Here is a 26492-nt window from a genome sequence, read left to right as displayed (position 1 = left end):
GCTTTAGAGTCAAGGTTATTTATCTACAGTTTCGTAATTTTAATTTCTCTAGCGCTAGTCTTTACAGCCACTTTAATTATTTAAATCATAGAGGTTGTTATGACAATCAAAATTGGTGAGCTCGCTAAACGCACAGGTGCCACAGTAGAAACCATTCGCTATTATGAAAAAGAGCGTTTATTACCCGAGCCTTTTCGTAGCGAAGGGAATTATCGTTTATATAATGAAGAGCACATTGAGCGTCTACAATTTATCCTACATTGCCGTACGCTCGATATGGCTTTAGATGATGTGCGAATCTTACTTGAATACTGGGAGTCGCCTGACAAGGACTGCGGCGATGTGAATAACTTGCTAGATGAGCACATTCATGCTGTGGAAATACGAATGGAAGAACTGATGCACTTAAAGCATCACTTGACCGTTTTGCGCCAGAAATGTGCAAGTAGTGCACCAGCGTCATCATGTGGCATTTTAAACGCGCTTGTCGATAACTCCTGTCATGAGTAATGATATCAGTAGTGTTCATTTCTGACGGATCAAATCATGAAAGGTTAAATACGCCCTGATGTTAAGCACAAAAAAACCCAGCAATGATATTAGGATCACTACTGGGTTGGAGGAAAATAATAAATATGTTGTGCTGACTTATCAGGTCTTATTTATCAGCCATAGCAAGGTAGATATTACGATCTGATGCGGATGCGTCATCCACATATTTTGAATCACGCCATGTCGTATAAGCATAGACACCACTGTACGGACTGATGCTGTTCTGACGGAAATCAGAAATCCAATCTTTACCATCAAAGATTTGGATATGGCCATGTGGACGCTTTGATGAGCGATCATAGACAATAACATCACCTACCTGGGTTGGCATATCATTACTGATTTTGCTAAAACCTGCTTTATCAAGCGTGCCACGAGTGGCGTACTGATAGGCTGAAGGATTGGGGGTAAACTCATAACCAGCTGATTGTAGTGCTTTACGTACGTAACGGGCACAATATCCAGAGCTGCCAGATAGAGCCACTCGTGAAGCACGAGCAGCAGCGATAGCGGGGGCTGAATTGCTATCAGGAACTGTATTGACTTGCTGCTGTTGTTTTTCAGCATATAAACGGCTGTTTAATGATGAAAGCTGACTCTCTTTTTGCTGAGCCTGCGCACTTAAATTGCTAATAGCTTGACTGATCTCGTCATTACTAGAAACATAATCACCACTTTTGGTGCTATAGATATTTTTTGATGAACCGTAGTTTGATGCCACAGAAGTATTAGTGATAGTATTATTTGTTTGAGAGATTGTGATGGCAGCACCACTCGTTTGTGCTATGCCCATACCCAGTACTGACAAAATCAATAAAGCCTGTTTCATAAAATTACTACCTACGGTTAATTCAAAATAGTCTGTTATAAACAACAGAGCAGTCAATTAAATTTCAACAACTCAAGTATATATACGTTATAGTGATTGATACTTCTGCTGCATATTATTCATATAAATAATGATTATTGGCGATTGAAGTCTTACGAAGCGATTGCAAATCAAGCTGCTGGCCAAAACACAAAGCCGACTTTAGCATAGGCTATAAAACATGTCACCACTGTTGAAAATCGCAAAATAACCTTCTTTTTGATAAAAAAAACATTGAAAAACCTATTTTACAATGTAAGTTTGTGTAACATACATAGAATCTAGCTGACTAAATTGACAACAATTTCTACTGTTTTATAAGCAAAAAAACGTCTGAGTGTTAAATCCATAATTTAGATTTAACACTCAGACGTTTTTTTATTGGATGAAGTAATTATGCTATATAGGGTTTAACTAATTATTAAAATAATATAATAATTTATAGTATCAATATAGTTTTTAGTTCCCTACTGGCTTATGTAATCTTACGTAATTGTTTCGATACATCCTGTATATTCTTGTATTAACCCTTAATTATTTATCCATTTTAAGGGTAAATAACCGATAAATCAGCTTACATTGTCATCAAAAGTTACAAGTTCAAAGTTATTTTTGCTTTTAAAGTCTCAGTATTTAATGAGTTTTTTGATAAAGAATCATTTTATAAGCAATAGAACAGTCTTATATCTTCCTCATTTGCTTTTAACGCTAACACTATAATCAAAGTATTCTTAACTGCTAACACACTATAATTGCTGCTCTACCGATTCAATATCAGCATAAACTTGGGTCGTCCCGTCTTTATTGAGCTGCATAACCTGATAGGGCATGAATTTATTTTGATACTCCATACCTGGGCTAACAACAGGCATGCCGGGCACGGCAAGACCCATAGCTTGTACTGGCGGATTTTCTAAAAACTGCGCCATATATTTAGCGGGTACATGACCTTCAAAGACGTAATCATCAGTAGTGACTACAGTATGGCAAGAACGCATCTCAGTTGGCACTCCGTAGCGGTCTTTAAGTGATGACAAGTCTTTTGGATGCTCAGCCGTTGCACTCAATCCATTACTTTGTGCATGGTCAATCCACGCCTTACAGCAACCACAATTCACATCTTTATAAACCATTGCTGAAACGCTCTTAAGTAACTCTGGATTACTTACTGACGTTGTCATCATAGGGGCACTTTCAGCGTTTGGTTCAACTTCCTTTAAAGTGAGCTATGCTGAATAACCCGTACACCTAAACTTGGTAAGCTAAACGTATTAACAGGAATTTGCTCATATATCTTGTCTTAATATAATAGACTTGAACCCATTATAAAACCTCTCCAGAGTTAACTCATAGCTCGTACTACGTCCTGAAGCCTCAGATTTTTTCATCATGCCCTTTTCTATCAAATCATTAAATCTTGTAGTAACTAATCCCCTCATCACTGTAGAAAAAAGGCTGGACTATAGTCTGTTTTCTGGTTCTCAAACTATAGATATTTAATACTATCACCGACTAAATAGTCTCCATTTCTGTATCAACCTCAAAAGTAGCAGCTAGCCCTCCTGTCGCCCTTCGCTGAATATCAACTAGGAGAAGGCTCTGCTTACTTATTACTTATGTACTCAATATTGGTATTATCGGTCTGATCTGATAATAGAGTAGAGGTAAAAACACTATAAAAATATAGTGCCTAAATACGTGTTAAATTTTATTCGACTACAGTTTACATTGTGATTATTCAATTATATAATATCTGCAGGCCAATAAAATAGGTACATGTAAGATATCGTCATAATATGTCTTTTGGTCGACCTACTTTGACATGGTAGAGGTCAGCAGTTCGAATCTGCTTATGCCTACCAAATTTAGAAAGCCCCAATCTCGCGATTGGGGCTTTTTTTTGTTCGTAAAATATGGGCTGTAGAGAAACCGCAGACTTTGTATCAGTAGAAATCTTCTGTTTCGTAGTCTTAACAAAAATTATGAAAAAACTTGTGTGCCCAAATTGTGCCTAAGTTGCGCCTGCTCTCTATTTAGCATTTCCTTTAGAATGGCACTTTCGACCTCTACTATAACTTTACTAAAACTCTCTCAAAATTAATTTATATCTCTTTGTCTGTCGGCTTTATGAATTCATTTTTTGTATCAAACCTGCTTATCATAGCGTCCGTTATGGGAATAAAATCCGCTTTTTAATGAGGATTTGAAGCTTTGATTATAGGCTACTGGTATCAACGTTTTGACTCGCTAAAATAATCACAGTGTACATAACACAGCATTTATCTATAAAAAATAAAGAGAGTCTTAATTCTAAAAAATTAAGACTCTCTTTGAGATGTACCATAAAGACAATAAGATAGACGTTTCTTATATTTTTACTACATATCGGCCTACGGATTTTCCTTCTAACATCAATACGTAAGTGGTTTTAATATCTTCTAGACCAATCTCACTAGTGATACTATCTAACGTCGCTATTTTGAACTCACTAGCCAGCTTGTCCCATGCTGCTTGCTTCTTCTCAAGCTTACATTCGACCGAATCGATACCGATTAGTCTTACGCCCCTCAAAATAAATGGAAATACATTAGTATTGAGTTCATGTGATGCTGTGAGGCCGCAGCAAGTAGCAACCCCATCGTATTTTATATATTTCAAGGCATTGGCTAAAATATCACCGCCTACCGTATCCACAACCCCTGCATATCTCTCAGCCATCATAGGCTTTTTAGCATTCTCATTAAAAGTGTCTCTGAGAATAACTTCTGACGCACCAATCTGTTTAAGATAATCAATTTGTTCCTCTTTTCCTGACACGGCAACAACGGTAAAGCCAATTTTTTTCAGTATAGAAACCGCTATAGAGCCTACGCCACCAGTCGCACCAGTGACTAAAATCTCACCGTCTTCTGGCTTTAGACCATTGTCTAATAACTCATTGATACTTAAAGCTGCCGTTAATCCCGCAGTACCAAAAGTCATGATTTCTTTGTCAGTGATCGTATCTGGGATTCTTGCAACCCATGAAGCTGGGACTTTAACAAATTCTGAATGACCACCATCCGTATTCATACCTAAGTCATAGCCTGTAACCAGTACCTTGTCTCCAACGGCGAAGATATCGGATGTCGTTTCGTGCACCACTCCGGCTACATCAATGCCAGTGATATGAGGAAATTTTCTAGTTACTCCAGGATTACCGATGGAGCTTAAAGCATCTTTATAATTTAATGAAGAATAAGTTGTCTTTATGATGACTTCATCTTTATTGCATTCTGGGACAGGAACTTCTTGTATCGCCCCAGAAAATTCTCTATCAGCTACTTTCTCTACTAAAAAGGCTTTCATATTCACTCCTTGTACATGCTTGCGGTTATAACCTCAGTATTTGTGGCAAGAAGATTCTTTGCCTTTAGTTACCTCAGTTAGGTATTAGCATTTCAATAAAATGTTTTAAATTTAATATAATTTCATATATCGATATAAAAGTTATCGTTATGAAAAATAACATAATCGATTTATGATAACAAGATATGTGTGTACAAGCCTTTAAATCACTTCAACAATGAAAAGTTGGCAGCACCATATTGCGTATGGTACTGCCAACCTTTTTTATTATTCTATGCGTTATAGAAGCATAGAAGCATAGAAGCGATGATGTCTTGATTAAGAGTTAATACACTGCTGTATTTTACAAATTACTTCTCTATTCATAATCTATAATTCATAATTTTGATTAAAAATGATGGACAACTCATCAGCAGCCTCTTGCATCAGCGGCAAATAGCTGAGTAATTCATCCATACTTTTTCTGACGGTAGGACCATGGGTAAACAGCGTGGCAAATGCTTGTTGCTCGCCATTAGGAATCATGACCGCACAAGCTACCATTCCTGGAATAAACTCCTCGTTGTCTATACCCACTTTGGTCTCGCGTGTTTTTATAATCGTTTGCATCAGTTGCTGTTTATCTGTCTGGGTATTGGTCGTGAGAGCATGTATCGACATCTTCTCAACGATACGCTCACATTTATCATCCGACAGCTGTGCCAGTAATAACTTACCACTGGCACTGGCCCATACAGGCACATGAGTACCCGACGGTAAAAATATTTGTAGTGGCCAATCCGACATAACACGATCGACATACACCACATCCAAGTCTTGTAAAATCGCAATGCCAACTGTCTCCCCTATTTTCGCTGATAGCTCATTTAGTATCGCCAGCCGCTCATTTTTGAAATCACTATTTTGTAATAAGTTCATCGCAAGCTTATAAGTGCGCTTTCCGCAAGTGACTTTTCCTGGCAGATCCAATTGGATAAACCCAAGGCTCTGCAATTGATCCAGCAATCGATACATACTGGGTACGGGTACCTCTAATGTTTCTGATAAATCACTGACACTCATCGGTCTTTGGGAGCTTGCCAGCACTTCTACGATCTGCAAAACACGCTCCACGCTTGATCCTTTCTTCTTCTTAGCCTCACTCATTACTTACTCCAAACCTTTAGCCGACGCTCAGCAAATAAATTTATTCATTATAGCGATAAAATTTATGCTTTTGCGTCTTGTCATCATAAACATATTCTGTTACCTTTCACATAACGAGAAAATATTTATCGTTATGTGAAATTTTATTGTTAGGCATGATTTATTTTGTCGGCTCTTCTTACGGCGGATAAACGGCCTATCAAGCTAATAATGGAAGTTATTAATACAAGGATGAGTAACTATGTCGCACAGTATCCTTCTGCCAAGAACGATGGAAATTGGCCGCGATGCTTGCCAAAAGCTACCGCAGATATTAAAGAGTTTGGGTATCAAAAAACCCCTGATTATCACTGACGATATGATGGTCAAGCTTGGCTATGTCGATAATATTCAAGGCATTTTAAAAGAAGCGCAGATCAGTGCAGATGTGTTCTCGGACACTGTGCCAGAGCCTACTGAAATGTCTATCAGCGCTGGCGTCTCTCAAGTCAAAGCGAAAGACTATGATGGTCTTATCGCGCTAGGCGGTGGCAGCCCTATCGATAGCGCCAAGGCCATTTCTATCTTAGGTAGATTTGGTGGCGATATGCGTGACTATAAATTCCCGCGTCAAGTAGATGAAACGGGCCTGCCTATTATTGCTATACCAACCACGGCTGGTACAGGCTCAGAAGTTACCCGCTTCACTATCATTACAGATGATCTCAACAACGAAAAACTGTTGTGCGTGGGTATGGGATTCATGCCTATAGCAGCGATTATCGATTTTAGCCTGACGCTCAGTGTACCGCCGCGTACTACCGCAGACACGGGCATTGATGCGATGACGCATGCCATCGAGGCGTACATCAGCCCCAAACGCAATGCCTATAGCGATCAGCAAGCATTGGCGGCTCTACGTCTGATTGGACCTAATATCCAAACGGCTTATCACAATGGTAAAGACGAAGCAGCCCGCGAGGCGATGATGCTCGGCTCTACCTTAGCTGGTATCGCTTTTTGTAACTCCTCAGTTGCGCTTGTACACGGTATGAGCCGCCCGATTGGTGCGTTTTTCCATGTACCGCACGGCCTCTCAAATGCCATGCTGCTGCCAACCATTACTGAATTTGGCATCTCAAGCGCGCCCGATCGTTATGCTGACTGCGCGCGTGCATTAGGCGTTGCTGATTCTAGTGATACAGATAATGAAGCCAATGTCCGTTTGATCGATTTTCTCAAAAACTTAAACAAAGAATTGCACGTTCCCACACTCGCGGAATTTGGTGTGCAGCGCGCCGACTTTGACAAGCTTGTCAACACGATGTGTGAGCAAGCATTTGCATCGGGTTCCCCTAACAATAACCCTCGCATACCCAGTCTTGAAGAAATGATTCAGCTTTATACCATGCTGTGGGATGACAATAGTACGGCTCACGCATAGCGCTCTGTAGTATCAAAGTTGCCTTCATTTACTTATCAACCCATCAATAACAAACCTGTTTAAAGGACATAAACTATGCAAACTATCGGACACTTTATTAACGGTAGCTTAGTCAATAATGACAGCCAAACCCAAGACGTCTACAACCCATCAACGGGTGAAGTCAGTAAAAAAGTTGCGTTAGGTGGCGAAAAAACCATCGGCGAAGCAGTCGCTGCGGCCAAAGCGGCATTTCCGGCATGGAGCAAAACCTCGCCACTAAAACGTGCGCGCGTCATGTTTAAATTCAAAGAGTTGCTTGAGCAAAATGCAGACGAGATTTGCCGCCTAATCGGTGAAGAGCACGGCAAGATTGTCCACGATGCGGCAGGTGAGCTACAACGTGGTATCGAAAACGTTGAATATGCGTGCGCTGCACCTGAGCTTTTAAAAGGTGAGCACAGCCGTAACGTTAGCACCAATATCGACTCTTGGAGTGAATTTCACCCACTAGGTGTTGTCGCTGGTATCACCCCGTTTAACTTCCCTGCGATGGTGCCACTATGGATGTTCCCGATGGCGATCGTTTGTGGTAACACCTTTATCCTAAAGCCATCTGAGCGCGACCCAAGCTCTACCCTATTTATCGCACAGCTACTACATGAAGCAGGGCTTCCAGAAGGTGTTATCAATGTCGTCAATGGCGGCAAAGATGCTGTTGATGCCATTTTGCATCATCCAGATGTTAAAGCAGTCAGCTTTGTAGGTTCTACCCCTATCGCTGAATATATCTACACGACCGCAGCGGCGCAGGGCAAACGTTGCCAAGCATTGGGTGGCGCAAAAAACCATGCGATTGTTATGCCAGATGCAGATTTGGACAATGTGGTCACTTCACTGCTAGGCGCAGCATTTGGTTCGTCAGGTGAGCGTTGTATGGCACTGTCTGTTGCCGTTGCCGTCGGTGATGAAACCGCTGACAAGATGATTGCGGCGCTAAAGCCTGCTATCGAAGAGCTCAAATTCGGTGTGCATTCAGAGAAAAATAACGATTTTGGCCCTGTCATTACTAAAGCGCACAAATCTAAAGTTGTCGGGCACATTCAGAGTGCGGCTGATCAAGGTGCAACCCTAGTTACGGATGGCTCTGACGTTCAGCCAGAAGGTTATGAAGAAGGATTCTTTGTTGGTCCAACATTGATTGACCATGTTACTAAAGACATGGACAGCTACAAATCCGAGATTTTTGGTCCAGTACTGCAAGTCATGCGCGTAGAAACCATGGCTGAAGCACTGCAACTTATCAATGACCATGAATATGGTAATGGTACGTGTATCTATACTCGCGATGGTGAAGCGGCTCGTCACTTTATCGACAACATTGAAGTCGGTATGGTTGGCGTCAATATCCCGCTACCAGTACCCGTAGCATCACAGAGCTTTGGTGGTTGGAAGCGTTCACTGTTTGGTGATTTGGCGATGTACGGACCAGACGGCGTTAGATTCTTCACTCGCCGCAAAACCATCACTCAGCGCTGGCCTAGCACGGCAGTGAGAGATGAGAAACAGTTCTCTATGCCAACTTAATCCTCTTGTCTTTTGAGAGTGCTGAGTTATTGGTGTCCTCAAAAATAGCAAATAATTTGTAAATCACTGGTGCTTGCTTTTTATCTACCTCACCGGTGGATAGATAGCGAGCACTTTAGCGATACAGTTTGGCGACAACTCATCTCTATGCTGTTGCCGCCAAGCAAACGCTTATTTTTATTGTTCTTATTTTTACTAGCTCTAATTTTTAATAGCAATCGCATAATAAAATTCTAAGGATGGATGACTATGCAAGAAACTCGTGAATTGCCACTTAAAGGTGTCAAAGTAATCGATTTTGGTCAATATATTGCTGGTCCTGCTGTAGGTATGATGCTTGGTGACCTAGGCGCTACTGTGGTTCACATAGACCCACCGTCAGGTCCAAAATGGCAAAGCCCTGCCAACGCCATATTAAATCGCAATAAATTGATGCTCAAACTCGATCTCAAAACAGAGGAAGGCTTAGCACAGGCCCGCCAACTCATTTTGAAAAGCGACATCGTCATCGAAGGTTTCCGCCCAGGCAAAATGGCAGAAATGGGACTCGATTTGATCTCGTTACGTGCAGAACGTCCGCAGCTGATCACCTTGTCCATCCCTGGATTTGCGTCAAATGATGAACTACGTCGTGAGCTACGTGCTTACGAAAGTATCGTTTCAGCAAGCTCGGGCGTATTTACCGACATGGGTTTGAACCGTGTTCTCATGGGCATCAACCCATCGTTCTCACCCCTACCACTACCCTCAGCTTATGGTGCCATGTTAGCTGGTTCTTCTGTGGTGTTTGCCCTACAAGCCCGTGAAAATACTGGCCTTGGTGACGCGATTGAAGTGCCGCTTGCCGCTGCTGTTATGGAAGGACTCTGCTACAACTCCATAGAAGTTGAAAACATGCCTGAGCGTTATTTAACTCAGCGCGAAGTTGAAATTCAACGCCGCCGCGTTGAAGGCATCCCAATGAATATGAACTATGAAGAGCTGCAAGAACTGCTCGATCCTTTTTACCGCAGCTATATGTGTAAAGATGGTCGTATGTTTTATGTGGTATGCCCAAGCCACAAGTATCATGCCAAGCGCTGCTTAGAAGTGCTTGGATTGTACGATGAATTGGTGGCAGAAGGACTGACGGAGGAAGATGACACGTATCTACCCTCTAGTGAGTGGACCTCCGACACCTCGCTTGGCGTGTACCCCATGCCAAAGTACTGGGCAGATCATATCGCTGCAAAAATGAAAGACGCCTTTTTACTGCGCACCTCCAAAGAATGGCAAAAAATCTTTGGTAAACGCGGAATCCCTGGCGCGCCGCAGCGTTGGCTACAAGAGTGGATCCGTGATGATCATGCAGAAACGGCAGGCCTGATGATCGAGGTCGATGATCCTACTTATGGCAAGATGATTCAGCCAGGCCCGATTGTGTGGCTAGAAGAATGTGGTGAGCTTATGTTAGAACCCAAGCCGCCAAAACCGAGTACCTTTGATGAAGCCTTAGCAAAGTTCCAGAACTTTAGAACCAAATTGCCTTCAGTCACCGAAACCGGTGAAAAGCGTGGTTGGTTAGACGGCGTTCGCGTCCTTGATCTCTGTAATGTGATTGCAGGGCCACATTCGGCCGCTTACTTGGCACGATTTGGCGCAGAAGTCATCAAACTGGATTCTGCCACTCCACTGTACGACAGCTGGAACACTGTTATTTATGGTCTTTCTCAAATGACAGGTAAACGTTCTATCCTTGCTGATATTGGCAAAGGCGAAGGCCGCGAACTGTTTGAAAAATTGGTCAAGTCGGTTGATGTGATCGTCTGGAATGCCACCGACACACAGATTAAGAAAATGGGATTAGATGCTGAAGGCCTAAAAGCCTTAAATCCTGAAGCCATCTTCTGTAAGTTGGACTGCTTCAGTGGTGTACGTAAAGGCCCATGTAGCGACTTCATTGGCTACGATGACGTGGTACAGGCCTGCACGGGTATCATGCTGCGCTGCGGCGGTGCAATGGACACGCCTGAAGAGCATGCTCACGTCGGTACCATCGACGTTATGTGCGGTTTTGGCGGTGCGATGAGTATTGGTGTGGCGCTTTATCAAAAATTCCGTACTGGACGTATCGGGCGCGGACGGACATCACTCGTTGCCAATAGTGCCTTGCTACAAATTCCTTACTGCTATGACTTTGCAAAACGTGGACTGTTTGATGAGCCATCAGGCCGCGAAACCAATGGTCATGATGAATTAACGCGCTTTTACTATACCTCCTCAGGTAACTATGTATTGTTAAACGCGCATGAAGTTGACGTAGACAACTTCGAGAGAGTCGAGGGCTTAGAAGGCTTTAGCCAATTGGCAAAAAGTGACCGTGCCTCATTCTTGTCTAACGCATTCCAAAAGATACCTGCTCACGAATGGGTAGATCGTTTGCAAGCCGCAGATATTGCTGCCGTTATCTGTGCTGATATCAATGCGTTACGCGCAGAATATAGCCGACTAGCAGATGACACGCCAGGTATTGATCGTGGCAGTTACTCATTCTCAACCTATGAAGACCATCCAAGTGGTCACAAAGTCACCCAGCTTGACCCCTATGCCATTCGTCCCACTCATAGCAAGATATACGCGCTTTCTCGGCCTGAAAAGTTCGGTCATTCAACGCGTCAAATCATGAAAGAGCTTGGTTATAGCGAGTCACAAATTGAGGAAAGTATCGCAAGCGGTTATGTGAGCGATAGCTGGAGTCAAGAATACTTACCAAGTTAGCCTCAAATTTAATGAACCATTTAAATCAGGAAGTGTCATTGTTTGATGCCGCGTTTAGCCCTGTTGGGTTTGTGCATAGGCCAAACAATGACCTTCTTTGAGTGATATGGATTAGGCGACCGGAAGGATTGCGGAACCTAAAACTCATTTCAACGAGAAGCATACTATCTAAAGGATTAGATATGAAATTTAACCGCAGAAAACCTTTAACTAAATTACCCATTAAAGTCGCCACAAAAGGCTTTTATGAAGGGTTTAATAAAGACGTTACGATCACCGCAAAAATTTTACTGGGTCTGCTCATTCTCTGGGCAGTCATTTTCCCTGAAAGCTCGCTTGCCATACTAGGCACTATCAACAGTTTCTTGCTCAGTAACTTCTCGACATGGTATATCTTATCGGTGACCTTTTTCTTACTTGTTGCCATGTTCCTAGCCTTCATTCCGCGTTATGGCAAGCTTGTCTTAGGAGACAAAGGGGACAAACCTGAGTTTTCTAATTTCTCATGGTTTGCGATGATTTTTGGTGCTGGTATCGGTGTGGGCATGCTGACCTTTGCCACCGCAGAGCCAATGTATCACTTTGGTAATAACCCTGAAGTTATTCAAGGTATGGCAACAGGCTATGGTGCTGATAACGTGCGATACGCGTATAAATGGGCCTTTCTCCATTGGGGATTTAGCGCATGGATTTGCTATTCTTTAGTCGGTCTTTCGATGGCCTATTTCTCTTTCCGCCGTAAACTACCCCTTACCATTCGCTCAGGGCTTGCGCCAATCTTTGGCAAAAAACTGTCTGGTAGGCTTGGTGATGCCATTGACATTGTCGCTGTCATTGCAACGCTTTTGGGCGTCGCACAAACACTAGGGTTTGGTGTTGAGCAGTTTGTTTCTAGCATGTACCGTGTTGGCATGGGCGACTGGCTCCTCAACGCTGAAGGCAAATCATCCGCGGCCGCCATTATCGTTGCATTGATTGTAATCGTTGGGGTCGCTACCGTCTCTGCATTGTCAGGGCTTGGTAAAGGGGTCAAATGGCTGTCTAATCTCAACATGTGGCTCAGCTTTATTCTGTTTACCTTTTTCTTAATCTTTGGTTCGACATTCTTTGGTTTGCAATCTTTCTTCTTAGGTTTGTTCGACTATGTGGTTGCACTTCCTGCCCTATTAACAACGATTTGGCAACCAGATGGTACGACTGTCGGTGATACGTTGTCCACATGGCAAAAAGATTGGTCTGTGTTCTATTGGGCGTGGTGGATCGCTTTTGGTCCTTTCGTCGGGGTATTCTTTGCCCGTATTTCACGTGGTCGTAGCATTCGTGTTTATCTATTCGGTACGGTCATCCTACCTGCACTGATGTGTTTTATTTGGTTCTCAGTAGTGGGCGGTACCGCAATCGATTTAACATTAGGTGGTACTGATGCTATCTCAAGCGTCGGTCAAGAGTCTCAGTTGCTTGCGATGCTTGATGTGATGCTATCTCCTAATGCAGCTTGGGCAATGGCTATTTTAGTTCTGGTCTTACTATTGACTTACTTAGTCACCACGCTAGATTCGGCCATTTTGGTTATCAACACCATCAATTCAGGTGGTAATGAAGGTCCAAAAGGTCGTCCACACATTATCTTTTGGGGTGTTATATTAGCATTGGTTGTTGGTGTACTACTGATCAGTGGTGGCTTGGGCGCAATCAAAACGGCAATGGTGATTGGTGCACTGCCTTTCAGTTTCGTCATGGTACTCATGGGAATAGCCCTTATCAAAGCTGTTCTCTATGACACCACTCATCCTGAAGTCGATACGGTAGAGGTAGTGGAGGAAAAGAGTTGAGATTGAAACACTAAATACAAGGCTAAGTTACCTTATAGAGTACTTAAGTAGATGTTTTGAATTTCAACCGTTTGCTTGTTCTGTTATTAAGTCTTTAGATTAGTATATTTACCTTAGACAACTCAATATCAGCGGCTAAAGCCTGCTTATGCTTACCAGACAAAAAAAGCCCCAATCTCACGATTGGGGATTTTTTTGTCTATAAAATATGGGCTGTAGCGGAATGGCCTCTGCTGCCTAATCCGTAAATACTAGCTTAGAAGACTATGGTTTTAAAAAGCACGGGTTACTGTTTATTTTTATTAAGGTATACTTTTTTGTACACCACGGGCACTTTTGCTGGTCCGATTAAACAGTATGCCACCACTGACTCTCATTATTCCATGCCTGAGTCAAAGTGCTACACTTATTTAATGACACTGAAATGAAACTAAGAAGAGCGTAAGAGGAAGCAATGGCAGAGATTAATGGAAAGCGGTTATCCTATCTTTATGAAGCTGTAACGATGGGGACGATACGGGCTGCTGCAGATAAGCTCAATATTGCTCCCTCGGCCGTCAGCCGACAAATATCTCTGTTAGAAGAAGAATTGGCATGCACGCTTATTGAGCGGCACCGTAAAGGGGTAACGCCGACAGAATCTGGTAGTATTCTCTTACAGTTTTATCGAGAATCCCTCTCTGCTGAAGAGGCTTGTGTTTCAAAATTACAGGCGGTGCTGGGACTACAGCGAGGTCATATAAAGCTAGCCGTGGGCGATGGCTTTATTGGGGATTTGATGCTTGGCCCATTGTCTGAATTTTCCCGTCTATATCCAGCACTCACATTATCAATCAGTACGGGTGGATCAAACGAAGTGATTCGTCAGGTTGAGGAGGACGAAGCGCATATTGGGCTAGTATTCCATTCTAGCAGTCATCCGCGCATCCGCTCACAGGTTGTCAGTGGTCAGCCAATGTATGTGATTGTTTCGCCCGACCATCCATTAGCCAATCGAAATACACCGATGCAATTGGAAGCGCTTTTAGAATATCCAGTCGGACTGGCTGAGAGTCGTTTTGGCGTACGCCAGTTAGTAGCAATGGCTGAATTTCAACAAAAGATTCGTTTTAACCCTACCCTAACCACCGACTCATTCAATGTACTAAAGAATTTTGCTCGCTCAAATATGGGGTTTACTTTTCTACCGTATTTTGTCGTGTCCAAAGAAGTCGAGGACGGATACCTGATCGCAATTCCTATAGACAATACGCTACTGGCAAGCGGTGAAGCGCACCTGATTACGCGGCTCGGTCGTCATCTCTCCCAAGGTCCGCATGAATTGCTACAGCATCTAAAGTTATGGATGAAAGACTTATAAGCAGGCTATAGTCAGTGAAAAGCAATATCAATACATCATGCACTGCTCATATCAATTTTCTGGCGCGCTGTGCCTGCGCAGACAGAGGCTGCAAAAATTAATATGAGCAGTAACATAGCGCTTTTATTGTTTTTCAACTACACCTTCCCATCAGGCCGAGCATAGACGATTTTTCAGTGCTATGGCTAGTGCCAAAACACGCCCTTTACAGCAAGGCTTGAGCCACTATGGCAGAACCTAAGAAAGTGCCTGTAAAGGTGAGCAAGGCAACCACTGCGATTTTAAATCCAGATTTTTTGAACAAATTCACTTCCATCTGAGAGATTGCAAACCCAGCATAGGCAAGGACAGGAGTAATAAGTTGCAACACGCCTAACTTATCTGTTTCTACTAAAACGTACTCGCTCATTGGAAACTGTGGCAGAGATATCAAAATAGCCACAATAGATATCCAAGCAATAGCGGGGACATTGACCGGAATGATTTCCTTTAATAAGACGCCAACGATACAGCACCCGAATAGAATCAACATGGCAGGTAGCGCAGAGATGGGATCAACACCTTGTCCTACCCAATTACTGAGTAATAGCACGATACAGATAACCGCCAACAGAGCTAAAGACTGCTTGACTGACAAAATAGATTGCTCTGGTATTTTTAGATCAGGATCTGTTTGCGCCGCAGCAGTAGTGTCATTTTTCTTCTTAAACTTGCTCGTGACTTTATATAAAAACTCTGTGAATGGCAGTGCAATAAATAAACTGACAAATAGCCCTGTCGCGTAAGTCAAAAGGTTGGAGGTCGCTGCGAAGGCGGTAATAGTCTCCGCTTTTGCAGGCACAGTTTCCGCGAGCGCTGCTGAACAAGCGCCCATCATACTGCCACTACCAATACCGCAAGCCATCGCCAATGCACGGATATCCATGATACCCATAGAAGCAATAATACCCGCCATCAGTGAAAAATAGATGGCACCAAACAACGTACCCATCACGTATACACCCATGACGCCGATACCTTCAGGACTCTGGAGCCCGTATTTATCAGCAATGAGGGCAATATTCGGTTCACGAGCAATTGAGTGCGTGGCACCAATAGCCTCTCTACCCATACCAAACACCAATACAGCCACAGGTAAAGCAATAAGCGCAGTCGTTATATTGCCCAATTCTTGTAGTAAAAGGGCGGGGCCTGCGGCTATTATTTCTTCTATTTTAGGACCGACACCAACACCAAACTTTGCAATAAAAGGCATGATACTTAACAGGACCGCATAGCTTGCAAATTTTGCGCGGTCTCTTGAAATAACCGCGGTCATTGACGGTATGACGTTGGGGTTTAACAGTAGCGTAAATATAAATGCATAGAGTAAAGGCAGTAAGACTAGCGTGCCAATACCAATGGGAATCTTAATAATCCCGATCCATTCTGCAAGTAGTGATGCAACGATCACTAATAAATGTAGCTTCCAATCAAATAAGTACTTGGTCATTGTACTTGGTAGCACACTGGTATTATTCATAGCAACTCCCTTTGCAATTTATAGTTTCTACATAACGGTTTCTACTTAACGACTTCTACGTGTTGTGACTACTTATTAGTTTATGCAGACTCAGTTTATGCAGACATTTTTGGTAGTTGAGACTCTACTAAAGACACCCATACTTTGATACCGGTCTCGATAGCATCGTCATTAAAATCATAAGCTGCATTGTGTAATGGTTTGGAGGGGCTATTACCATCAACGCCTAACCAAAAATAAGCCCCTTTGACGAATTGACTCATGAATGAAAAATCCTCAGAAGCCATGGACGGCTCTACATCCGTATTTACCTTATCAGCACCTAACGCTTCAGTAGCAGCTTCTTTGATTTCAAGATAGGCTTGACTATCATTAGTGGTGACTGGATAGCGAATATGGTAATCCATCTCGCCTGTGACCCCATATAAAGGCGGTAGTACAGCAACCATTTCTGTCAGCATGTCTTGCATGGACTGGCGTACATCCATATCAAAGCTACGAACGGTTCCTTTTAAAATAGCGTAATCAGGGATGACGTTGGTCGTGTCACCACTGTTCATCTGCGTGACGCTAATGACACCTGATTTGAGTGGCGATATTCGACGAGAGACGATAGATTGAATATTAGTAATCAATGCCGCGCCTGCTGCTATAGGATCAGCGCCCAAGTGCGGCATCGCTGCATGAGTGCCTTTACCCGTCAAAGTAATCTCAAAGGTATCAAACGACGCCATCATCGGACCGTTATTGACCGCAATCTGTCCAACAGGTAGGCCTGGCCAATTATGTAACCCATAGACGGCGTCCATAGGGAACTTATCAAACAATCCATCGTCAATCATCGCCTTGGCACCGCCTAAGACTTCTTCAGCAGGTTGAAAGATAAAATAAATGGTGCCGCTAAAATTTTTATTTTGGCTCAGATGCTTTGCTGTACCGAGTAGAACGGACGTGTGACCATCATGACCACAAGCATGCATGCAGTTTTCGTGAGTGGATTTATGCGCAATATCGTTTTGCTCTTTTATTGGTAGCGCATCGATATCCGCTCGTATGCCGATAGTCGGGCCTGAGCCGTTCTTTAGAACACCGACAACGCCCGTGCCACCCAACCCTTGATGTACTTCAATTCCAAAGGATTTTAACTTATCAACAATAAATGATGAGGTCTTGAATTCTTTAAAACCAAGCTCTGGTTGACTATGAATCTGCTGACGCCACTGCTTTACTTCACCCAGTAGGGTTTCGTTAATTAACATGTATGTTCTCCTTTGATATAGACGGAATGACTACTGGATTGAGTAACCAAACTGGATAGCAGAGTCTTTTGCTGTTTCGACCCAGACACTTTTGGTCTGTGTATATTCGAGTAGTCCTTCGTAGCCACTCGATCGACCATAGCCGCTCTCCCCAAAACCACCAAATGGCGACATGACGTTGATTGATTTATAGCTATTTACCCAAAATGTCCCCGCATTTACTTGAGCGGCCATCCGATGCGCGCGGCCGACATCAGCCGTCCAAACCGCGCCCGCTAAACCAAACCGACTGTCGTTTGCTATCGCGACCGCTTCTTCTTCTTTATCGAATGAAATGACAGAAACCACAGGTCCAAAAATCTCTTCTTGTGCGACTCGCATGTCATTTTTTACATTGGCTAAAACAGTTGGCTGATAAAAGTAACCATTTTCGCCGCCACAAATTTCGCCTGCCTTGCCACCTGCGGCAACAACTGCCCCTTCAGCAATACCGTCCGACACTAATGAGCGTACGTGGTTGAACTGTTTTTGATTATTAATCGGTCCCACCATCGTGCCTTCATTCCAAGGTAAACCCACAGGTAACTTACCGGCTGCTGAGGCCACACGCTCCACGACTTCTTGATAAACATCACGGTGAACCAATAACCGCGAACCCGATACACAGCTCTGTCCAGCCGCAGAAAACACGGCAGCTTGCGCCCCCACTACCGCCCGATCAAGATCGGCATCTGGATAAATGATATTGGCTGATTTTCCACCCAGCTCCAGTACACAAGGAATGACACGTTGCGCAGATGCCGACGCAATGAGCGCGCCCGTCTTTGGTGAGCCAACAAAAACCACTTTTTTGGTGGCTGGATGCGCAATCGCAGCAGATGCCGTGGTGTGTCCCAATCCATTAATGACATTGACCAAACCACGCGGTATACCTGCTTGCTCAAGGATTTTAACGAGTGCCGTTGTGCTTAGCGGCGTTAACTCAGACGGCTTGAGTAAGATGGCATTTCCTGCACAGATGGCAGGTGCGATTTGCCAACCTCCGGTAAATATGGGTGCGTTCCAAGGAGTGATTTGAGTAACGACACCATACGGCTCATGACGAGTGTAATTTAAGTGAGTGGTTGGTACAGGGATAACTTGTCCCATAATCTTGTCACACCAGCCAGCATAGTATTCAAACATCTCGGCAACTTTTGCTACCTCAACTCGGCAATCACGAATAGGCTTACCGGCAGAGATACACTCTAGGCGTGCCAGCGATTCTGCGGCTTCGCGTATTTTCATACTGCACGTCCACATTAGCTGACCTCTAGCACTGGCCGTCATTGACCACCATACTTTTTGAGCTTTTATGGCAGCAGCGGCGGCGTCAGCAACAATATCTTTTCCCGCATCACGATAGGTTAAAAACACCTGACCAGTTGCTGGGTTAGTCAGATCAATATTGTCTCCATGACCTGCAACCAATTCTCCATCAATCCAGCTACCAAATTTAGAAGTACCTAATAGCTCATGAAGAAGTGCTTCAACTTGCTGCTCACCATTTTTTTCTACGTTAAAGCTCATCATCTATTCTCCCAAGCCAGCATTTTTTACAATGCAGTTAAAGTCATCTTGATCAGGTATGTTTGCTTCACTCTGCGCCCAAATCTCGGCTACCTGCTGCGCCACAGGCAGCGCTAGCCCCATCTCTCCGATCATGTTTTTTGCCAGACGCACGTCTTTACGCATCAGCGCCATCGTAAAACCAGAATCAAAACTTTGATTGAGAATCCAGCGAGGGAAATTCACTTCACTAATCGCACTACGACCTGAACCTGCATTCAAACCAGCAATAAGGTCTGCAGGATTCAGTCCTGCCTTAGTACCCAAAGAGACTGCTTCGGCAGTGGTCACGAGATGTGCAGCACACAGAAGATTATTGATGAGTTTGGCGGCATGGCCATTGCCAGACTTGCCCATGTAGACCACTTTTGAGCTTAAGGCATCCAGATATAACTGGGCACGTTCAAGGGCGCTACTTTCACCGCCAACAAGCATAACCATAGTACCGGCCTCAGCACCCGCCGGACCGCCACTAACAGGGCAGTCTAATAATTGATTGCCCAATTGATCTAGCTCTGCCGACAGTGCTCGCGTTACTTCTGGTTCTGAGGTGGAGGTGTCAATGATAAGGGTGTTGGGCTGAGCATGGTCGATAATGCCGTCTTTGCCTTTAATCACTGCTTGGACATGCTTTGCCATTGGCAAAGATAGAATGATGACGCTAGATTCTGCACATAGCGCTTTGATATCTGTAACGACATTTACACCGATTTCCTTGGCAGCTTGGCGTTGGGTTTCTCCTATGTCCGTGCCGAACACATTAAAACCCTCACGAAGTAAAGACTGAGCCATACCGTTACCCATACGGCCCAACCCAACGATACCTATCGTTCCTTTAGTCATATCTATTCCTTTAGTCTTATATTTTCTGTCAATTTTATTGTAACCAATCAGCCATTAAGTAGAACTATAATGAATAACATTTTGTGTTCTAAAAAAGGCAACACCAACGTGAGCAATGAGAGGGTCGCCTATTCGCTTTATTTAGTTATTTATGAGAACTGCTGAGACGTTATTAAGGTAGCTACGACAGGTCTATAAGGGTTATACAGATTGATGGCTTGGCTTTAATGATACCGTCCTTGCCGTTTTGACGGGCGGGATTTTGTATGGATAAGATCACTTGAATGAATATTGAAGCTAAGGACAAGCATCAAAGAACTACTATGTCGGCCGCCCTAGTCAGCCCGTTAATTGGCAATGATAAGCCTTGAACAGTATGAGGCTACTACATTTGCCAAATTCAAAAAGCCCCAATCCTAAGATTGGGGCTGCTTTATGCTTATGACTTGAGAACGGTAGCGAAAAGCCATCCTGATAAGTGGTTTTCGCTATTGGAATAAGTTGTAATGCTCGTTTATTCTTTGTTCAAAAATAATTAAACGTTAATCTTATTAAAAAATCATATGAGCACATAACGCAATAATCGGTAATGAGATAACCGTTCTTAATAGGAAAATGACTAACAACTGAAAGAAACTAACGGGGATTTTTGTTCCTAAAATCAATCCGCCGACTTCCGACATATAGATCAATTGAGAGACTGATAAGCAAGCAATGACAAATCGCGTTAACTCTGATTCTATCGAAGAGCCGATAATAGCCGGTAGGAACATATCTGCAAAACCCACCATGATCGTTTTTGACATTTCTGCGGCAAATGGGATATTCAATAGCTCTAAGAATGGAATAAATGGCATACCTAAATAATCAAACACGGGCGTTTTTTCTGCAACAATCAAGCCTAACGTCCCGATTGCCATGACGATAGGTAGTATTCCTATCCACATGTCCAAGATATTTTTTAACCCATCGTTTAAAAAAGTCAAAAAACTGGGGCTCTTGTCTGCTTTTTGAACGGCTTTGTGTAAGCCATAGTTGAATAGCGTTTTTCCTTCGGGAATCGCTTCGCAATCCACCTCATCGTTCTTTGTGATATACGTATCTTCAATTTTAGACAACGGGAATAACTTTGGTACGATGAGCGCACAAACGATGCCACATAACGCAACCACGCCAATCATATTGATAAAGTAACTTTCTAGCTTAACTTGAGAAATCACCACCAGACAGAATGTAACCGAAACCGCTGAAAAGCTGGTCGCAATCACCGCGGCTTCTCTTTTGGTATAAAATCCACTTTGTAATTGCTTATCAGTCAACAAGACGCCAATAGTGCCGTCGCCTAACCATGATGCCAAGCAATCGACAGAGGACCTGCCCGGTAAACCAAACAACGGTCTCATGACTTTGGTGCATAAAACCCCAACAAATTCTAATAAGCCAAAATCAAGCAATAACGGCAGTAATAATCCTGCTAAAAAGAAAACAATAAACAATATTGGCATGAGCTCATATAATAATAGACCACCAATACTGTCTGAATATATGCTCTCAAACCCAAATTGAAAATAGGTCACGACGACAAAAAACGCACCAAGTAGTCTAAGCATCAGCCAAGATGTTTTGACGTTCAGTAAGTTATTCAAAAACTCATTCTTTAAAATCAATGCAGGTTTCATGATTTTGGTATATAAGCTACCAACCACCGTAATCATAATTGAGATGACAACGAGCAATGGCAAAAAGTCGCTCATATAACCCTGTATATAATCCTTTAACACAGCGATAGGAATGGTAAATCCGTCTGCATAGCTGACAAACTTACCATCTACATAGGGAATGGGAAATACGAAGACGATCAACCCTATCATAGAGGGTATAAAGAATTTTAAAAACTGTTTGAGATTGATACTGGTATTAGCACTGCTAGCGCTAGCATCTTGATTTGCAGTGCTGGCTTTAATAATGTCCATATTATTTTTACCTTTTGTCCCTTTTTAACTAACCTAAAATTTATGTAATATTTTTTAGGTTAAATACCCTTTAACTCATTCTTGATATTTCATACTAGTAATTATTTAAAAGAGAGTGTGTGACCTCTTCTAAAATTTTAAATATTCTCGTTGAGTCATCTTTTGAATTGTTATATAAGGGATTAATTTCTGCCATTTCCCAGCAACATACTTTTTCATTTTTAATGAGCTCTATATTGAGCTGCATGGCTTGCTCATAAGACAGACCATTCATGGCAGGCGTACCGGTACCTGGGACATATAAAGGATCAACACTATCCACATCAAACGACACATAAATATGATCGCAATACTCTAGTTTTTTGAAGATTTCTGCTACTGTGGCGCTGATGCCTTTTTTGGTTATTTCAGCGACGCTATATAAAGGAATTTTATGTCTTTTGATTAACTCCATTTCCTCTTCTTGATAATCTCTAACCGCACAAAACACCACGTTTTCTGGCTTGATTGATGGCTCGCTCGATGCCATAAATTTTAGTCGCTCCCAATATTCTTTTTCTGCATCAGAGAGCTCGTTGCGTTTACATTCCAAGTTATCGATTGCACAGGCCATTGCCAAAGGCATGCCGTGCATATTCCCTGATCCACTAGTGTATGGTGAATGAAAATCAGCATGCGCGTCTATATACACCACGCCGATCTCAGCATCAGGGTGCGCCATTTTGAGACCATGCATCGTACCTGCACAGCTAGAATGATCACCTGCGATAACGATAGGAAACTGATTCTCCTCTCTTATCTCTTTTATTTTGTGTGCCAATTTAGAGATAACAGGCTCAATCACATCAGCGTATTTTGCATGTTTAAATGGCGATTCTTCTTCATGGATATATTCATTTTTGATACTGTCAAGTTGCAGTTTTTCGTAGTAGTCTGCATTCATCTCTTTTGATGACGCGCGCAATGCATCGATTCCTAGTGACGCGCCTTTTTTATGCCCTGCGACATCTGAATACACTTCTACTATTCGCACGTTTTTCATTAGATCATTCATTATTTCGTCTCCATTAAATAAAACAATTTTTTATCTTTTAGATTTAATTTTTTTCTCACTACTTAGCTATAGTCAGTCCTAAATAAGAAAGATATATTCCGTATCACACGCTACTGAAACAAATTTTTCTGGCTTGCTGTGCCTTCGCAGACAGAGGCGGCGCAAAATTTATTTCAGCAGCGCCTATTTACTTTATAGTGGATCAAACACTTTATAACGGCTCAAACCTACAGCTCCCACTTACGCCATAGACTCAGCTTCATGCGCCACTGTACTATGATCTTTACTGTGAGCTTTCACTACCGAATAGAGGTTTTTAGGATCTTGCTGATGAGGGATCAAATCAAGCAGCTCATAGGCGTCCTGTTTTTTGATCAAATCACGCAAAAACACTAGAGCCGTAAAGTCTTCTGAGGCAAAACCGACACCGTCAAATACCACTAAGTTGTTGTCGTTGGTGCGTATGTCTTTCTCACCTTTTACGATGCGGTGAAACTCTGTCACAGGAAAGTCTGGAGAGAGCTGTTGGATATCGCCTTCGATACGGGTTTGTGGTTCAAATTCTACAATGACATGATCGGCTCTTAGCAGAATGTCGGCATCCAGCTCGGTTTTGCCAGGGCAATCGCCACCGATGGCATTGATATAGACGCCTTTTTTGATCATATCGTCACGCAGGATGGTGGCGTTTTTCTTATCAGCGGTACAGGTGGTGATGATATCTGCCCCTTCAACCGCTTCTTCTACGGTTTTGCAGATGATAATATCTAGGCCTGAATCGGCAAGGTTATGCGCTACTTTTTCAGACGCAGCTGGGTCGACATCATATAAACGTACTTTTGATATTCCAACCACTGCCTTCATACCCATCGCCTGAAACTCTCCTTGCGCACCATTACCAATGAGCGCCAAAGTCTCAGCATTTTTAGGCGCACAGTGTTTGGCAACCAGTGCCGAGGTCGCCGCCGTGCGTAGTGCGGTTAAAATACACATTTCTGTCAACAAGATGGGATAGCCTGTATCGACATCAGACAACACGCCAAAAGCTGCGACCGTCTGTAAATCACGCTTGGTATTAATGGGATGGCCATTGACATATTTACACGCAAACATGTCACCATCGCTGACAGGCATGAGCTCTATGACGCCGTCTTTGGAATGAGAAGCAAAACGACTGGATTTTTCAAATTGATCCCAACGAAGATAATCTTGCTCTAACGCATCTACCAATTCTTTTATGGTCTGTTCGATACCATGATTACTGATCATTTCAGCCATCGCCTGTACGCTAACAAATGGCACACCCTGCTTTTGCGATACGATAAATTTAGACATTAATGTTGCTCCCTTCCATGAATATTATTTGTTTAATCGACAATCAATATCCTACCAACTATAAATGTCAGTTAAAATGTCAATAATTTATTAAATATTGATGTATTTTTGACATATTGATAAATGCTACTTAGCATAATGTCAAAACTTGATGAAGGAAGCACTTTTATGGCTTACTATACTTACGACTCTCTAGACAGCGAACTGATATCTGAGCTTCGACAAGATGGCCGCGCAACCATCTCAATCCTTGCAAAAAAACTCAAAGTTTCGCGTGCCACTGTCCAAAATAGATTGGATAGACTGATTCATAACGGCGCTATTTTAGGCTTTACAATTCGAGTGCATGAGGCGCTAGATAAAGAAACGGTCAAAGCGATGATGATGATCGAGGTGACAGGTAAATCTACGTCACAAGTGATTAGAAAGTTACGCGGCATCCCGCAACTGATTAAGCTACATACGACCAATGGCGCGTGGGACTTGGTGGCAGAGATACACACGACAAGTTTGAGAGAATTTGATGAAGTGCTGCGTCAAGTAAGAGAAATTGACGGCATTCTGAATAGTGAAACCAGTGTTCTGCTATCGAGCTTATAATGTCTATATCCAAGAAATAGGTTTAGAACGGCTTAAAAATGTAATTCCCTAGTATCGACTATATTTATAAACATTTTTTATCCCCTCGTTTCGTGTACTTGTAAGTATACTTTGCGAGCGTCATTCGAGGTTTTCAATGCTTAAACAACATCGACAAGCACTGGTGGTTGAAGGCGGCGGCATGCGTGGCGCATTTAGCAGCGGTGTCTTAGACGCATTTTTACAACAACAATTCAATCCTTTTGATCTGTGTGTGGGCGTCTCTTCAGGTTCAACTAACGTTGCTAACTATTTGGCCGCTCAACAAGGCCGCACCTTGCATATTTACTTGGATCATTCCCTTCGATCTGAATTTATCCATTATGGTCGTTTCCTTAGAGGCGGTGACTTGCTGGATCTAAAGTGGATGTGGGATATGGTGGAACAAGAATACCCACTGGATCAGGCACAGTTATTTGCCAATCATGCTGAGTTTTACATGGTATTAACACATGCTATTTCAGGAGAAGCGATCTACATCAAAGCGGCTAACGACAATATTTTGGATGGATTAAGGGCATCAAGCTCTATCCCAGTGCTGACTCGCCAAGCGGTCGAGATATTTGGTGAGCCTTATTTTGATGGTGGTGTGGCAGATGCTTTGCCCGTACAGTGGGCAGCTGGGCAAAAGAGTATTGATAAGCTCATGGTCATACGTACTCGCCCGCAAAACTATGCTAAAGCAAGCAGTAAAGGCGATCAGCTGTTGGCTAAATATTATACTAAGCAACGACATGGTTTTGCCCAAAGCTTGTTGACGCGAACCCAACGCTATAATGACTCGGTACAATTTTTACAGACGCCATCATCACAGAAAATTTTAGAGATTTGTCCACCCGACTTAAAAAACATGGCGAGCCGATTATCCAAAAATAAAGCCAAAATCCGTTATAGCTATGATGTGGGATTAGAAGTTGGACACAAGGCGATTGAGGATTGGCATCAGCTTTAACCTTTTTGTTTTGAGTAAAGGAGAGATATCAAAAAAACACGGGCTTCGAATATAAGAAATTGGCTTAAACCTTGCCTTAGATAACCTTTGAATCACAAAGGTTAGTAACTAAGCTAAAATAAGATAAGTAATGATATAATGACCCGATAATTGATACTCTATGAAAGGTTTATACGATGGCTCGTACCGCTAGCGCATTGCACATTTTAGTCAAACAAAAAGAGTTGGCAGAAGATATTATTGCCAAGCTCAAAAAAGGCGCGGCATTTGATGTGCTGGCCAAACGACACTCAACCTGTCCATCAGGCAAAAAAGGTGGTCATTTAGGTGAGTTCGAAAAAGGTCAAATGGTAGGACCTTTTGATAAAATCTGCTTCAACGGCGAACTTTTTACCCCTCATTTGGTAAAAACCAAATTTGGCTGGCATGTGGTCAAAGTGCTTTACAGAACGTAA

General features: G+C 42.8%; 19 protein-coding genes, 1 tRNA gene and 1 pseudogene. 10 read left to right on the top strand and 11 right to left on the bottom strand.

Annotated elements, in window-relative coordinates; genetic code table 11:
* Positions 1-99: 99 nt before the first annotated feature.
* On the top strand, positions 100-510 hold the full coding sequence (gene cadR / locus ACTXGK_RS19410) for a Cd(II)/Pb(II)-responsive transcriptional regulator (RefSeq protein ID WP_007394845.1): 411 nt from the start codon (positions 100-102) through the stop codon (positions 508-510).
* Positions 511-658: 148 nt separating this feature from the next.
* Here the strand turns inward: cadR and ACTXGK_RS19405 are convergent, their stop codons facing one another.
* Both ACTXGK_RS19405 and ACTXGK_RS19400 read right to left on the bottom strand, forming a co-directional pair.
* Positions 659-1381, bottom strand: a complete 723-nt coding sequence (locus tag ACTXGK_RS19405; RefSeq protein ID WP_443515457.1) for a CHAP domain-containing protein — start codon at positions 1379-1381, stop codon at positions 659-661.
* Positions 1382-2166: 785 nt separating this feature from the next.
* Positions 2167-2622: pseudogene (locus ACTXGK_RS19400) on the bottom strand (DUF411 domain-containing protein); the annotation flags it as partial.
* A gap of 568 nt (positions 2623-3190) precedes the next feature.
* Here ACTXGK_RS19400 and ACTXGK_RS19395 point away from each other — a divergent pair.
* Positions 3191-3282, top strand: a tRNA-OTHER gene (locus tag ACTXGK_RS19395).
* 505 nt (positions 3283-3787) lie between these two features.
* On the opposite strand, the gene ACTXGK_RS19390 is transcribed toward ACTXGK_RS19395, so the two are convergent.
* Positions 3788-4768, bottom strand: a complete 981-nt coding sequence (locus ACTXGK_RS19390; RefSeq protein WP_443515459.1) for a YhdH/YhfP family quinone oxidoreductase — start codon at positions 4766-4768, stop codon at positions 3788-3790.
* A gap of 369 nt (positions 4769-5137) precedes the next feature.
* The gene (locus tag ACTXGK_RS19385) at positions 5138-5914 is read right to left on the bottom strand and encodes an IclR family transcriptional regulator (RefSeq protein WP_371532034.1); all 777 of its coding nucleotides are present in this window, start codon (positions 5912-5914) and stop codon (positions 5138-5140) included.
* A gap of 241 nt (positions 5915-6155) precedes the next feature.
* Here ACTXGK_RS19385 and ACTXGK_RS19380 point away from each other — a divergent pair, with 241 nt between their 5' ends.
* From ACTXGK_RS19380 to ACTXGK_RS19360, 5 genes are all read left to right on the top strand, one after another.
* Positions 6156-7337 (top strand): iron-containing alcohol dehydrogenase, encoded by a 1182-nt coding sequence (locus tag ACTXGK_RS19380; protein WP_443515461.1) that lies wholly within the window; start codon positions 6156-6158, stop codon positions 7335-7337.
* Between the two features lie 75 nt (positions 7338-7412).
* The gene (locus ACTXGK_RS19375; protein WP_371532032.1) at positions 7413-8903 is read left to right on the top strand and encodes a CoA-acylating methylmalonate-semialdehyde dehydrogenase; all 1491 of its coding nucleotides are present in this window, start codon (positions 7413-7415) and stop codon (positions 8901-8903) included.
* A 249-nt stretch (positions 8904-9152) separates the two neighbouring features.
* The gene (locus tag ACTXGK_RS19370; RefSeq protein WP_443515464.1) at positions 9153-11660 is read left to right on the top strand and encodes a CoA transferase; all 2508 of its coding nucleotides are present in this window, start codon (positions 9153-9155) and stop codon (positions 11658-11660) included.
* A 182-nt stretch (positions 11661-11842) separates the two neighbouring features.
* Positions 11843-13492 (top strand): BCCT family transporter, encoded by a 1650-nt coding sequence (locus ACTXGK_RS19365; protein ID WP_443515466.1) that lies wholly within the window; start codon positions 11843-11845, stop codon positions 13490-13492.
* Between the two features lie 454 nt (positions 13493-13946).
* Complete coding sequence (locus ACTXGK_RS19360; protein WP_443515468.1) at positions 13947-14852, top strand: LysR family transcriptional regulator; 906 nt, start codon at positions 13947-13949, stop codon at positions 14850-14852.
* Positions 14853-15057: 205 nt separating this feature from the next.
* Here ACTXGK_RS19360 and ACTXGK_RS19355 read toward each other — a convergent pair whose 3' ends face one another.
* The 7 genes from ACTXGK_RS19355 to ocd form a co-directional block, all read right to left on the bottom strand.
* Positions 15058-16374 carry a DUF3100 domain-containing protein gene (locus tag ACTXGK_RS19355; protein WP_443515470.1) on the bottom strand — a complete coding sequence of 439 codons (1317 nt, stop codon included), beginning with the start codon at positions 16372-16374 and terminating at the stop codon, positions 15058-15060.
* A gap of 95 nt (positions 16375-16469) precedes the next feature.
* Entirely contained in the window at positions 16470-17633 is a 1164-nt protein-coding gene (locus tag ACTXGK_RS19350) for a M20 aminoacylase family protein (RefSeq protein WP_443515472.1), read from the bottom strand.
* 30 nt (positions 17634-17663) lie between these two features.
* Positions 17664-19205, bottom strand: coding sequence for an aldehyde dehydrogenase family protein (locus ACTXGK_RS19345; protein ID WP_443515474.1), 1542 nt, complete (start codon positions 19203-19205; stop codon positions 17664-17666).
* Positions 19206-20117: an NAD(P)-binding domain-containing protein gene (locus ACTXGK_RS19340; protein ID WP_522910230.1), complete on the bottom strand. Its 912-nt coding sequence runs from the start codon at positions 20115-20117 to the stop codon at positions 19206-19208. It lies immediately after the preceding gene.
* A gap of 518 nt (positions 20118-20635) precedes the next feature.
* Positions 20636-22057 (bottom strand): YjiH family protein, encoded by a 1422-nt coding sequence (locus tag ACTXGK_RS19335; RefSeq protein WP_443515475.1) that lies wholly within the window; start codon positions 22055-22057, stop codon positions 20636-20638.
* 94 nt (positions 22058-22151) lie between these two features.
* Positions 22152-23111, bottom strand: coding sequence for an arginase (locus tag ACTXGK_RS19330; protein ID WP_201510022.1), 960 nt, complete (start codon positions 23109-23111; stop codon positions 22152-22154).
* Between the two features lie 240 nt (positions 23112-23351).
* Positions 23352-24446, bottom strand: coding sequence for an ornithine cyclodeaminase (gene ocd / locus ACTXGK_RS19325; protein WP_443515478.1), 1095 nt, complete (start codon positions 24444-24446; stop codon positions 23352-23354).
* 168 nt (positions 24447-24614) lie between these two features.
* On the opposite strand from ocd, the gene ACTXGK_RS19320 reads away from it, so the two are divergent.
* From ACTXGK_RS19320 to ACTXGK_RS19310, 3 genes are all read left to right on the top strand, one after another.
* Complete coding sequence (locus tag ACTXGK_RS19320) at positions 24615-25046, top strand: Lrp/AsnC family transcriptional regulator (protein WP_087040231.1); 432 nt, start codon at positions 24615-24617, stop codon at positions 25044-25046.
* Positions 25047-25182: 136 nt separating this feature from the next.
* Positions 25183-26037: a patatin-like phospholipase family protein gene (locus tag ACTXGK_RS19315; protein ID WP_443515480.1), complete on the top strand. Its 855-nt coding sequence runs from the start codon at positions 25183-25185 to the stop codon at positions 26035-26037.
* Between the two features lie 176 nt (positions 26038-26213).
* Entirely contained in the window at positions 26214-26492 is a 279-nt protein-coding gene (locus ACTXGK_RS19310; protein WP_201602839.1) for a peptidylprolyl isomerase, read from the top strand.

This window comes from Psychrobacter sp. T6-5 (assembly GCF_052258485.2).
GTDB lineage: Bacteria > Pseudomonadota > Gammaproteobacteria > Pseudomonadales > Moraxellaceae > Psychrobacter.
The sequence above is the reverse complement of the archived record's forward strand: the minus strand, read 5'-3'. Positions and strand labels throughout refer to the sequence as shown.